The sequence below is a fragment of the Methanothermobacter defluvii genome, assembly GCF_003385755.1.
Lineage (GTDB): Archaea > Methanobacteriota > Methanobacteria > Methanobacteriales > Methanothermobacteraceae > Methanothermobacter > Methanothermobacter thermautotrophicus.
In genome coordinates this window covers 75,782-87,828 of sequence record NZ_QREL01000002.1, presented here as the reverse complement: position 1 = coordinate 87,828, position 12,047 = coordinate 75,782, and the positions used below count along the sequence as shown (strand labels likewise).

Here is a 12,047-nt window from a genome sequence, read left to right as displayed (position 1 = left end):
TCGACTGCTTCAGTACCTTGAAAGGAACCTCATGAGCTTGTATATGGAATCCGTGGAGGGGTGGGTCTCAACGAAGCCCTCAAACTCATACATGGACACACCGAGCCTCATCAGGAGGGAGAGGTAGGGCATGATGAGCCTTGCACCGGGCGCAACCGAGTATATACCTGAGGGGGTGCCATCATCAAGGAGTCTGACCTTGCTGATCCCTGTTTTACCATTATTAACACCCCAGAATGACCCTGGCCCTGCAAGGCCGGGTATCACGGCTTCCCTCCCACCCTCACCAGGAATATCCACGAATCCGACATCGTATCTGAGGGAGATTGAGTAGGGGAGGTAACGGTAATCAACCCGCCTCTCAATACCGGCGGCGTTGAGCCCCGCCACCACCCCCTCCATCCTTGCAACGGGTGTTGTTCCATGGCCCCCCGTAACATCACCGGCGGCATATACGTTCTCACGTGAGGTCTCCATACGGTCATTCACCTTAACTCCTCCACGGGGTCCCAGTTCAAGGAAACCCTTCAAAAAATCCGAATTTGGTCTGAGACCCGTTGCAAGCATTGGGAGGCCCTCTATGTAGCCTCCAGACGTCTGAACACCTGATCCATCTATTTCTGTGGTTGATGTATCCTCCAGTATTCTGACATCGCTGAGGACCTTTTCTGAAACATAGTCCCTTATCAGGGGGTCCAGTTTACTGAGAAAACCGCTTCTTGATACTACCGTGACCTCTGATCCGAAGGAAGAGAATATGCCTGCAAATTCAGCTGCTATAACTCCTCCACCTATTATAACGAGCTTATCAGGGATTCCGTCGAGGTCGAGGATGTCCCGGTATGTTATGGCTTTGCTGGCGCCTTCAATGGGGGGTATGAGGGGAGATGCTCCGGTTGCGATTATGAGCCTGTCATAGTCCATCTCCTCCCCCTCAACGAGGAGCCTATCATCCTCAAACTCCGCCACACCGTACACTATTTCAATACCGGCATCCAGGGTCTCCCTCTCGGTGACATGCCTTATATGTTCAAGGGTCCTCTTCACACCCCCGGCTATGCGGCGGTAGTCTGCTGAGCATTCAACATCCAGCACCCCAAGATCACTGAGCTGCCGGGCATCATCAAGGAACCTTGCAACGTCATTGAGGCCACATACAACCATACAGCCCTCGTTCAGGCATGTCCCACCAATCAGTTTCTTTTCAACAAGTATTACGTCCATGTTGAGGGCTGCGAGCTCCATTGCAGCGGCCCTTCCAGCTGGCCCTCCCCCTATCACAACACATCGCATATCAGACACCATGGTATTAATTCAATGGCATTGTTTCCCACAAATCTTTATATGTGACGGATCTTTATCTAAACATTAGTGTATTCTGACTTTAATCCTATTAATTTGGAGAGGGTTATTGAATGTGTATTGCAGCACCTGCTCAGATTATTGAAATTGATAGTGAGGATAACATTGCCACCGTTGACTTCGGTGGTGTGAGGCAACAGGTCAAACTTGACCTTGTGGATGATGTTGAGGAGGGCAAGTATGTTCTTGTTCACTCAGGCTACGCCATTGAGGTGATGTCTGATGAGGCGGCAAGGGAGTCCCTTGAAGCCTGGGATGAACTTCTGAAGGCCCTCGAAGAGGAGGACAGCCTGGAGCTGTGATGCTAACAGTTCCATTCCATTTATTTTTCTTTGATTGGTTTCGGAAAAGCCGAAAATAAGGAATTTAAGAAAAATAGGGTTTTTTCATTTTTCACATGGTATACCATGATTTCTGCGGATTCCTATCTGTGATTTCTGATGTGGGTATGTCTATCATGAATATTATAGGGGGATAATATCCCCAGTATCCATTGTATGTCCTCATGATGCCATCCTCTATAGCTTAAAGGCCTGGGGGTCTCACAGGCTCCACTCACTCTTATGAAGACTATATTTTTGGGTTAGTCCACCTCTCATCATTTATACGGTTTTAAGCTTTGATTTTCATGTTTCACGCAGGCGCTTGCCTTATTATCATAGTGCTATACAGAAGACACATTAGAGCAACCACCATGAAACCAATCATTGTAGTTGTAAATATACTTTCTTCAAGAGGAACCTTTGAGGTTAAAGAAATTAACAAACCCAAAAAATTGAACCCCACTGTAACTAAAACACTAATTAAAAGTTTTTCGGGCGATTTTCTAATATTAATATGAACGTAAGTTCCTTTTCCTTTTATCCAACCCAAAATAGCCTCTATTAAACCTAGTGTCATACCTACAACAAATATATCTAGTAATATTATCCACGAACTTATGGCACTTTTTTGCGGCATCAGTCCAGTACCTTCCATATACCCTGTAAGAGAGATAATGGTAGTTATTATGAATGCTATCAGTAAGCTGATTATAATTGGCTTATTTTCCATTTAGTACCCTCCAGTTATTTAATTTTAAAAAAATAAAATGCAATAGACGTCTTTTTACATGTGTATTTGTCTAGGCATCGTATTCTATATAATGGATCCTGTGGTCTTTCCCGATATAAGCTCTCACTTTTTTGAACGGAGGATGATAAGCAATGTAACACCAGTACTTTTTTGGCACGTATTTATTCCTAACTGAAATGATTATTGTACCTATTGTAACAGGCGCTAGGAATTGCCAGCACTTACCTTTAATGTTCTTCATTTCCTTATCAGTCAGAGTTCTGTTGTCTGCCTTCACAGCAGAGGTGGTATCTGTCAGGTTATTTATGGTTTTCTGATGAGTTTGTATTCTTGTTGCTTTGATCTGTAGTTTCGTTGACCTGTGGATTATTGGGATCATTTATAACCAGTGCATATCCGCTGTAGATCTCAGCGAACTCTTCTATATTCATTTCGATGTTCCCGAGGCTTGGATCTGCGAGTTTGATCGTGTCATTGGTGATTTCGTTTATTACGGTGTAGTGTCCGGTGCCGTCATTGATGGTATAGGCGATCATGTTTTCTCTGAGTTCAGATATGTTTAGTTTCATGCCGGTTGCGTTCACTCCCTTGGCCCTGCTGGCTTCCAGGAGGCCCTGCATGGTGGTCCCGTCTTCGGTTGTTCCGGCAAGGCCTGCGAGTTCATCCTCTGTGGTGTTCACTCCAAGTCTCTGGAGGACGGTGGCGAGTGCTGCGGGTCCGCAGGTGTAGTTCCTTGTCTGGAGGACCACACCCTCAGAATCCACTGTAACATTATGGGTCAGTGCACCCGTTACATCATCCCCCTGCGCTTCAAGGACTGTACAGTTGTCTGCGCAGGCCGTGTCATCCAGTGTGGAGTTGTCTGCAGCGGCTGAAGAGTTAACAGACACCGCGAGGAGGAGCACGACCAGCAACAGGACATAAAAACCTCTCACCATGGACACCTCCCATTAACTGATAATAATTCTATACAAAAAACTCATATATATATACGGATCAGCAATGACTTATTACGTTGGTTGAAGGCAGTAGGGTGCCGGGATTAAAAAATCACGCATACTTTAAAAATGGATAAAATGTCTGAGAGTGTCACGCTTCAAAGCAGTGAGCTGATCAGGGATCATGTTAATCCATGAAATACTTCAGATAATGATATTCCGCCATTTAACCAGATTTCTCATGGATTTTAAGCTAGGCCCTGTTTTTTCTCCACCATCAATGATCTCAGTATATTGAAACCCTCTTGACGCCATCTATTTTAAGGAAATCCTTGAGCAAGCCTCCCGGGATGGGGGTTTCGGTTATTATTGTGAGCCTGGGTGTTTCATCGAGTTCAGGGTCCCCTGCATGGGCCTGCCTTATACTTATACCCTTATCTGCGATCAGTCTCGCTGCCGCCGCAAGTATCCCGGGGTTCCGGGCGTCGGCCTCTATTTCCACCACACCGAAGTCAAGTTCACCTGCAGCGTCCCGCAGAAGGGCTCCTGCCGGCATCATGTTCTCAAAGATGCCCCTCAGTTTCTCGTCCTCCAGTATGGTATTTGCCGTCGCCCTCACGGTCCTCCGGTCAACCCCCACAGCCCTTGCAAGGGCAACATCGCTTATCTCAACGTCGTCACAGTATATTTTGCCGTTTCTGTCTATTCTGAACCCGAGGTCTATGATCTTCCTGGCCACATACATGCGGGAGGGGTATCCCTCAAATCTGTGCTTTATCTGCTTCCACATACACTTCACCACATTGATGTACATTATTATACAGACAAGATTTAAATAGTACCTCCGTGTATATGTACTTTGTGGATACAGAGGTGATATGCATGTACAGGAGTGAATGTTTTTGGCATTACAGAACTGAAAAACCCGGTAAAGGAAAAGATAGAATTTAAAGAACCCTTTGAACTATTCAAGAGTATTTATTCTGAATACGACTCATCATTCCTTCTGGAGTCAATGGAAAGCGACACGGGCCTTGCAAGATACTCATTCATGGGATTCGAGCCACAGATGATAATAAGGGCCCGCTCAGGTTTTATAGAAGTTGAACACGAGGGATCAAGGGAGGAGTTTGATACAGAAAACCCCTTTGAATTCCTGAGGCAGTTCACAAGACCCGCTGGAAAATCCAGGGGCTTCTGCGGGGGCCTTGTTGGCTACATATCCTATCAGGCTGCAAGGTTCTTTGACAGTATCAACCTCAGCCCCGGAAAGTTCCCGGACTTTGAATTCGGACTCTTCCTTGACGGTATCATGTTCAACCACCTCACAGGAGAATGCAGTTACATCAGCCTCAAGGAGAACAGGCTCCCGGAAATATCAGAACTGCTGCGCGAGGAAACCCCAACAGGGCACCTTAAATACAGGAGAATGGGGACCCTGTTCTCAAGGAGGAGATACCTTGGAATGGTGGAGGAGGCAAGGGAGAGGATAGCTGAGGGCGAAATATTCCAGGCAGTCCTCTCAAATGCCACTGACTACAGGCTCCGTGGTGACAGGCTTGCCCTCTATGAGGCCCTCAGGAGGGTTAACCCATCCCCCTACATGTACCACCTGAAACTTGGCAGCAGGGAGATAACAGGTTCAAGTCCTGAAATGCTCGTCCGTGTGGAGGATAAACAGATTGAAACCTTCCCAATCGCAGGAACCAGGCCAAGGGGGAAAACACCCCATGAGGATGAGAGAATAGCGGCGGAACTGCTGTCAGATGAGAAGGAACTTGCAGAGCACCTCATGCTCGTTGACCTTGCAAGGAACGACCTCGGGAGAATATCTGAGTTTGGCACGGTCCAGGTACCGGAGTACATGACCATAAGGAGGTTCTCCCATGTTCAGCACATCCTCTCCCATGTAACCGGCAGACTCAGGAAGGGCATGGACGCCCTTGATGCCCTTGGCGCGGTCTTCCCGGCAGGTACAGTGAGCGGGGCGCCCAAAATAAGGGCTATGGAGATAATAGAGTCACTTGAGGGGGTGCCGAGGAACGCCTACGCCGGTGCCCTGGGCTATCTCTCACTGAACGGTAACGCAGACTTCGCAATAACCATAAGATCCATGGTCGCTGAGGGAGCGTATGGAAGAATACAGGCAGGGGCAGGAATAGTACATGACTCCGTACCTGAGAGGGAATACGTGGAGTGCCAGAACAAGGCCATGGCGGTCCTTAAATCAATGGAACTGGCAGGTGAGGGCTTTGATTCTGATGAACCATTTATCGCCAGGAGGTGATGGTCGTGATCCTGATAATTGATAACTATGACTCATTCACCCATAACCTCTACCAGCTTGCAGGGGAGATCCTCAGGGATGAGGGGATGGATGAGGAGATAATGGTCCTCAGGAACGATGAGGCCAGGATATCAGATCTTAGGGCCCTGGATCCAGAAAAGATAATCATATCCCCGGGTCCTGGCAATCCTTCAAGGAGGAGTGACTTCGGTGTTTGCATGGATGTGATAGGGGAATTCAGGGACAGGCCCCTCATGGGGGTATGCCTTGGACACCAGGGCATATTCCACGCCTTTGGCGGAAGGGTTGACCAGGGGGAACCGGTCCATGGAAAGATAGTTGAGGTATTCCATGACGGATCAGAACTCTTCAGGGACGTTCCAAATCCCTTCAGGGCAACCAGGTACCATTCACTCGTATGCAGACCCGAAGACACACCTGCAGATATAGAGGTAACTGCTGTGACATCAGATGAAATTATAATGGCCATAAAGCACAGAGAATATCCAGTCTACGGGCTGCAGTTTCACCCGGAGTCAGCCGGAACCCCAAGCGGAAGAACCGTCATTAGAAATTTCCTCAGGATGTGAACACATGCTCAGGGATATTATAAGGTCAAAGAAACTCGAAGTTAAGGAACTCATGAAAAAAACACCCCTCAGCATCCTAAGGGATGATATAACAGTCATGGACGAGCCAGTGAGCTTTCCAGCTGCAGTGGGAGGAGGCAAAGTATCTCTCATATGCGAATACAAGAGGGCATCACCATCAATGGGCAGAATATCAGAGAGGGGCCTTGAAGAGATGATGGAGGTATACCGGGACCTCGCCGATGCAGTATCCATAGTAACCGACGGCAAATACTTCAAAGGCTCCCTGGATCTGCTGAGCAGGGCCACAGATTACGGTAAACCCCTGCTCATGAAGGACTTCCTGGTCGACGAGTACCAGATCTACCGGGCAAGGGCATCGGGGGCATCCTCGGTTCTCCTGATCACAGGCGTATTCCCTGACCTTGAGTCAGGGATTCAAAAATGTAGGGAGCTCTCAATGGAGCCACTGGTGGAGTGTCACACATCACTTGACATCTTCAGGGCCCTTGAAGCAGGTGCAGAGATAATAGGTGTGAACAACAGGGACCTTGAAACCTTCGAGGTGGACCTTGAAAGAACCCATGCACTGGCACCCCTCGTACCCGATGAACTCATACTCGTATCAGAGAGTGGTGTCAGGGGCCCCGAGGATGCTGAGATACTGGCAGGTTACGGTGCAGATGCTCTGCTCATCGGCACAGCACCCATGTCAGCCCAGAACCCACGGGAACTCCTTGAGGAGATAGTAGATGCGGTGAGCCAGTGCAGGGACCGGAGAAGAAGGTACACGGGGGATGAATTCTTTGAACAGTTCGCATGAGTCCCTGGCAGATGTACTCGTAAAGATCTGCGGTATAAAAAGGCCAGAGGACGCAATACTGGCAGATAAACTTGGTGCTGACCTCCTGGGCCTCATACACATAGAGAGATCTCCCAGACACCTCACAGGAAGGGAACTGGAGGACATCCTATCACTCATACCTCCTGAGAAGGCCGTGATCGTCCTTGAACCCTCCGATCCAGTGGAGGTGGCTGAGGTTATTGAGAGAACAGGTGTGGAGAGAATCCAGCTCCACTCCATCTCATGTGAAGATGCCAGGGGCATAAAGAGGGTACTCACTGAAAACGGGTTTAATCCAGGGATAACAGTCGCAGTCCCACCGGAGCCCGGTGCACTGGATGTTCTTGACCACATCCCGTGTTCATGTGTCATGCTTGATTCCAGCTCCGGTGGTAGAACAGGGGGGACGGGGAGGATGATTCCACCCGACCTGGCCCTCGGGATGCTCCGCCTCATAAGAAGTCATGAGAGCGCACCGGAGGTGGCCCTTGCAGGTGGCCTTGGACCATCCACTGTGAGGCTTAACCCTGAATACTTACTGGAATTCGATTGTCTGGACTTCAACTCTGGCATTGAGGCTGCACCGGGGATAAAGGATCATGCAATGATGTTTGAACTCATGGAGTACATGGGGAGGACGGGCGGACTTCAGAAACCGTCCAGGTTACAGAGAGGTGAGTTATCATGATAATGGATGGAAAATTCGGTAAATATGGAGGCATATTCGTGCCGGAGCTTCTTATACCGGCACTTGAGGAACTTGAGAGGGCCTTCCTCCATTACAGGGATGACAGGAAGTTCATGGCTGAACTCGAGTACCATCTCCGGGAGTACGCTGGAAGGCCCACAGGCCTTTACTATGCCAGGAACCTGTCAGAGAAACTCGGATGCAGGGTGTACCTCAAGAGGGAGGACATGCTGCACACTGGGGCCCACAAAATAAACAACACCATAGGCCAGGCTCTGCTCGCAAGGTACATGGGCAAGACCAGGATCATAGCCGAGACAGGGGCAGGTCAGCACGGGATAGCCACCGCCGCTGCCGGGGCCCTCTTTGGAATGGACGTTGATATCTACATGGGCACAGAGGATGTTGAGAGGCAGAAGCTCAATGTATTCAGAATGGAGGTATCAGGTGCGGAGGTCATACCGGTCGACTCAGGTTCAAGGACCCTTAAGGATGCCATAAACGAGGCCATGAGGGACTGGATTAGCAACGTGGATGACACCCACTACCTCATAGGTTCCACCATGGGCCCCCACCCCTACCCGACCATGGTGAAGCATTTCCAGAGCGTCATAGGGAGGGAGGCCAGGGAACAGATACTCGAAGTCGAGGGTGAACTTCCAGACACGGTTATAGCCTGCGTTGGAGGCGGAAGTAATGCCATAGGCATATTCTCTGCCTTCATGGATGATGATGTTGAACTCATAGGTGCAGAGGGGGGTGGAGAAGGTATAGAGTCAGGAAACCATGGAGCCACACTCTCTGCGGGCTCAGAGGGAATCCTTCATGGTTCATTATCATACGTCCTTCAGGATGGGGATGGTCAGATAAATGAGGCACATTCTGTCTCAGCGGGTCTGGATTATCCGGGTGTTGGACCAGAACACGCCCATCTCATGGATACAGGCAGGGCAAGGTATGAGCCGGTAACAGACACCGAGGCACTCAGGGGCTTCAGGCTCCTCTCAAGATATGAGGGTATAATGCCAGCCCTTGAGAGTGCCCACGCAATAGCCTGCCTTGAAAGGTACGCTGAGAAACCTGAGAACCGGGGAAAAACGGTCATCGTCAATCTCTCAGGAAGGGGAGATAAGGACATGTTCATGGTTGCTGGTTTGCTGGGGGTGGGTGTGTGATTGCTGATGTGTTCATGGTTGCTGGTTTGCTGGGAGTGTGATTGTAATGTCAGGAGCTAAATCAATGAGTTATGCTGAGATGTTCAGAGGGGCGGATGGCTGTGCCTTCGTCCCCTTCGTGGTTGCAGGGGACCCTGATATGGAGACATCCCTTGAGATCATAAGGACCCTTGTGGATGCAGGGGCCGATGCCCTTGAGGTAGGCTTCCCATTCTCTGACCCAATAGCAGATGGTACAAGCGTTCAGGGCGCTGATCTACGGGCCCTCAGGGCAGGCATGACAACAGAGAAGTGCTTCCAGCTTATAGAGAGGGTCCGGGAATTCACTTCCATACCCATAGGCCTGCTGGTATACTACAACCTGATCTACAGGATGGGTGTTGATGAGTTCTACCGGAGGGCTGCAGAAGCAGGGGTAACAGGGATACTTGCAGCGGATCTCCCCCCCGAGGAAGCCTCAGATGCACTCAGGGCCGCTGAAAAATATGATATAGATCAGATATTCATAGTTGCACCAACAACCGGTAGTGAACGCCTCAAAAGGATCTCTGAGGTCTCATCAGGATTTCACTACCTCGTCTCGGTGATGGGGGTCACCGGCGCAAGATCAAGGGTTGAGGATGCAACCATCGAACTCATAAAAAGGGTGAAGGCCGAGGGAAGTCTGCCGGTAATGGTTGGATTCGGTGTATCAAGACCCGAACATGTGAGGATGCTGAGGGATGCAGGAGCCGATGGGGTTATCGTTGGAAGCGCCATCATAGACGTGATATCCGGGAACCTCGGCGACAGGGAGCTTATGCTCCAGAGGATCCATGAAATGGCAGGCACTCTGAAAGCCGCAGGAGGATCAGGATGAAATTCAGGAGGATGATCTCTGAAATAATGGACCTCAGGAACCTCAGTGAGGATGAGGCCTACAGTCTGATGGAGATGATAATGGCCGGTGAACTTGATGATATTAAGATAGCCGCAATTCTAACGGCCCTTGCAATGAAGGGGGAAACAGTGGATGAGATAACAGGCTTCGCCAGGGCCATGCGGGATAGATCCCCCAGGGTCAGGGTTTCAGGGTCCCATGAGGTCGTTGATTCCTGCGGGACCGGAGGCGACAGTTTCAGGTCATACAATATAAGCACAGCAGCCGCCATGATAGCAGCCGCTGCAGGTGTGAGGGTTGCAAAGCATGGTAACAGGGCGGTCACCGGGTCATGTGGGGGTGCAGATATACTCGAGGCTGCAGGTGTGAACATAGAACTGGATGCAGCTGCAGCTGCGAGGTCTCTCAGTGATGTGGGCATCTCATTCATGTTCGCACCCCTATTCCACAGGGCAACTGCCAGGGTGGCGGCGGTGAGGAGGTCCCTGGGATTCAAGACAGTATTCAACATACTGGGACCATTAACATCCCCTGCTGCAGCAGGAATACAGCTTCTGGGGGTATTTGACCCTCAGCTTGTGGGCCCGGTTGCTGAGGTGCTCAGGAACCTCGGAACACGCCGTGCAATGGTTGTTCATGGATTCGATGCTAACCTCAACCCTGCCCTGGATGAGATATCAACCGCTGGCCCCACCCTGGTGGCGTTCCTTGAGGATGATGAGATCAGGATTGATAGACTGATGCCCCCGGACTTTGGAGTTGAGATGGGAGAACTTGAACATCTGAGGGCAGGATCAACCACCGCTGAGAACCTGGAGCTGTTCATGGATGTCCTCAGGGGACGTGATGATACACCTGAACAGAAATCAAGACTCGATATAGCCCTTGCAAATGCCGGGGCCCTTATCTACCTTGCAGGCCTGGCTGATACACTGCCTGAGGGAACAGAGACTGCAAAAAGAACAGTTAAATCTGGAGCTGCCCTGGAGCTCCTGGAAGAATTTGTATCATACACAAGGAACCTGCAGTCCTGAATTCTCAGATATTCGATATAAAAAGGTGGATGGGCCCGCTGGGATTCGAACCCAGGGCCTCACGGTTATCAGCCGTGCGCTCTAACCACCTGAGCCACGGGCCCATATTAAGAATCAGTGGGGTGATTCCAACTTTTGGAGTTACTCCTATATATGCTTTTCTGTGGTTCTGGAGACACACCCGTTTCATGGATTGGTGTCACCAGTCCATGCGGCTTCATCAATTATCCCGAGGATATCAAGGGCGGCCTCTTCGGGGTCATGGTTTTCCACTATGCTGACCACTGAGCCCAGGACGGCTGAACACACGAACATGGACGTCCTGAGCATTTCCATATGCTCCCTGAGGCTCTCCAGGCTCTCCCTGACCCTCATCTTTGAGTCGGCCATTCTCCTCCCAAGTATGCTCTGAGGATCCGATTCAAGGATTACAATTATTTCGGGGGATATGATGTCGACAGGGAGAGAAATAAGGTAACCCAGGGGGGACCGGTCGAGTCCATGGAGATCCATCAGCACGTAATCCAGTCTCCTTATCCTGTGGGCTGCTTCAAGCCAGATAAGGTGTTGCTGGTCCATGGGGAGTTTGAAGAGGTCCTCCAGGGTTTCTGCAAGGTTCCACTCACCTGCGACCCGGAGCATCAGTTCCCCATAGTTTATGTAGGTGTGTCTCACCATCCCTGATAGGATCCTGCATACGGTTGTTTTACCGGTACCCGGCACTCCAACAACCGCAACGGTCCTGGGGACCCCTTTCATGAGTTTGAGGCTCTATTTATTCACCATTTCACTTATGGCATCGGCCATCATGTGGCCTTCAACTGTGATCTCGGCCCGGTCAATTCCCTCAACCTGTTCGGCGACGTTCCTTGCATCCATCGCCATCCTCGCAGCACTCATACATCCAGGGTTTGTGGGCCGGATGGTTATCTTTGCTATGGTTTCACCCTTCTCTTCGATTTCAATGTTCTCGACAAGACCCATCTCCACGATACTTATGCCCATGTGTGGGTCTGCAACCTTCTTGAGAGCTTCCTTAACCTTTTCCAGGAGTTCTTCTGACATTATTATTACCTCAGATGCTATTTTGATAATCACTGTAGTGATTCTCTATTTTTAAGCTAACCCTATTTAAAAGTGTTCCTTTCCCTGCGATCTAAATAGGGAAGCAAAGC

At 49.9% G+C, this 12,047-nt stretch carries 15 protein-coding genes and 1 tRNA gene; 8 read left to right on the top strand and 8 right to left on the bottom strand.

The annotated features are described in order from the left end of the window. Positions 1 to 9: 9 nt before the first annotated feature. Positions 10 to 1,293, bottom strand: coding sequence for an FAD-dependent oxidoreductase (locus C7452_RS06285; protein WP_245942879.1), 1,284 nt, complete (start codon positions 1,291 to 1,293; stop codon positions 10 to 12). A gap of 122 nt (positions 1,294 to 1,415) precedes the next feature. Here C7452_RS06285 and C7452_RS06280 point away from each other — a divergent pair, with 122 nt between their 5' ends. Beyond that, a complete protein-coding gene (locus tag C7452_RS06280) occupies positions 1,416 to 1,664 on the top strand; it encodes a HypC/HybG/HupF family hydrogenase formation chaperone (protein WP_010877257.1) in 249 nt (82 codons plus the stop codon). Positions 1,665 to 1,995: 331 nt separating this feature from the next. Here C7452_RS06280 and C7452_RS06275 read toward each other — a convergent pair whose 3' ends face one another. From C7452_RS06275 to C7452_RS06265, 4 genes are all read right to left on the bottom strand, one after another. Beyond that, positions 1,996 to 2,415: a hypothetical protein gene (locus C7452_RS06275; RefSeq protein WP_115892603.1), complete on the bottom strand. Its 420-nt coding sequence runs from the start codon at positions 2,413 to 2,415 to the stop codon at positions 1,996 to 1,998. A gap of 70 nt (positions 2,416 to 2,485) precedes the next feature. Then, positions 2,486 to 2,713, bottom strand: a complete 228-nt coding sequence (locus C7452_RS09200) for a hypothetical protein (RefSeq protein ID WP_245942878.1) — start codon at positions 2,711 to 2,713, stop codon at positions 2,486 to 2,488. Between the two features lie 22 nt (positions 2,714 to 2,735). Further along, positions 2,736 to 3,374, bottom strand: a complete 639-nt coding sequence (locus C7452_RS06270) for a C39 family peptidase (RefSeq protein WP_245942877.1) — start codon at positions 3,372 to 3,374, stop codon at positions 2,736 to 2,738. A 286-nt stretch (positions 3,375 to 3,660) separates the two neighbouring features. Next, complete coding sequence (locus tag C7452_RS06265) at positions 3,661 to 4,164, bottom strand: amino acid-binding protein (RefSeq protein ID WP_048061113.1); 504 nt, start codon at positions 4,162 to 4,164, stop codon at positions 3,661 to 3,663. A gap of 102 nt (positions 4,165 to 4,266) precedes the next feature. Here C7452_RS06265 and trpE point away from each other — a divergent pair, with 102 nt between their 5' ends. The 7 genes from trpE to trpD all read left to right on the top strand — a co-directional run bounded on the left by trpE (position 4,267) and on the right by trpD (position 10,872). Beyond that, complete coding sequence (gene trpE / locus C7452_RS06260; RefSeq protein ID WP_115892602.1) at positions 4,267 to 5,661, top strand: anthranilate synthase component I; 1,395 nt, start codon at positions 4,267 to 4,269, stop codon at positions 5,659 to 5,661. Beyond that, positions 5,661 to 6,251, top strand: a complete 591-nt coding sequence (locus tag C7452_RS06255; protein ID WP_115892601.1) for an anthranilate synthase component II — start codon at positions 5,661 to 5,663, stop codon at positions 6,249 to 6,251. Before trpE ends, C7452_RS06255 begins: the two co-directional genes overlap by 1 nt. 4 nt (positions 6,252 to 6,255) lie before the next feature. Further along, entirely contained in the window at positions 6,256 to 7,074 is an 819-nt protein-coding gene (locus C7452_RS06250; protein WP_115892600.1) for an indole-3-glycerol phosphate synthase TrpC, read from the top strand. After that, positions 7,058 to 7,783, top strand: coding sequence for a phosphoribosylanthranilate isomerase (locus C7452_RS06245; protein ID WP_115892599.1), 726 nt, complete (start codon positions 7,058 to 7,060; stop codon positions 7,781 to 7,783). The genes C7452_RS06250 and C7452_RS06245 overlap by 17 nt, the downstream gene beginning before the upstream one ends. Next, entirely contained in the window at positions 7,780 to 8,958 is a 1,179-nt protein-coding gene (gene trpB / locus C7452_RS06240) for a tryptophan synthase subunit beta (protein WP_048176194.1), read from the top strand. The genes C7452_RS06245 and trpB overlap by 4 nt, the downstream gene beginning before the upstream one ends. A 64-nt stretch (positions 8,959 to 9,022) precedes the next feature. Next, positions 9,023 to 9,817, top strand: a complete 795-nt coding sequence (gene trpA / locus C7452_RS06235) for a tryptophan synthase subunit alpha (protein ID WP_115892730.1) — start codon at positions 9,023 to 9,025, stop codon at positions 9,815 to 9,817. After that, complete coding sequence (gene trpD / locus C7452_RS06230; RefSeq protein WP_115892598.1) at positions 9,814 to 10,872, top strand: anthranilate phosphoribosyltransferase; 1,059 nt, start codon at positions 9,814 to 9,816, stop codon at positions 10,870 to 10,872. Before trpA ends, trpD begins: the two co-directional genes overlap by 4 nt. Before the next feature lie 30 nt (positions 10,873 to 10,902). Here trpD and C7452_RS06225 read toward each other — a convergent pair. The 3 genes from C7452_RS06225 to C7452_RS06215 form a co-directional block, all read right to left on the bottom strand. Then, positions 10,903 to 10,976, bottom strand: a tRNA-Ile gene (locus C7452_RS06225). Positions 10,977 to 11,058: 82 nt separating this feature from the next. After that, positions 11,059 to 11,631, bottom strand: coding sequence for an adenylate kinase (locus tag C7452_RS06220; RefSeq protein WP_115892597.1), 573 nt, complete (start codon positions 11,629 to 11,631; stop codon positions 11,059 to 11,061). 12 nt (positions 11,632 to 11,643) lie between these two features. After that, a complete protein-coding gene (locus tag C7452_RS06215) occupies positions 11,644 to 11,937 on the bottom strand; it encodes a metal-sulfur cluster assembly factor (RefSeq protein WP_048176688.1) in 294 nt (97 codons plus the stop codon). Positions 11,938 to 12,047 lie beyond the last annotated feature (110 nt).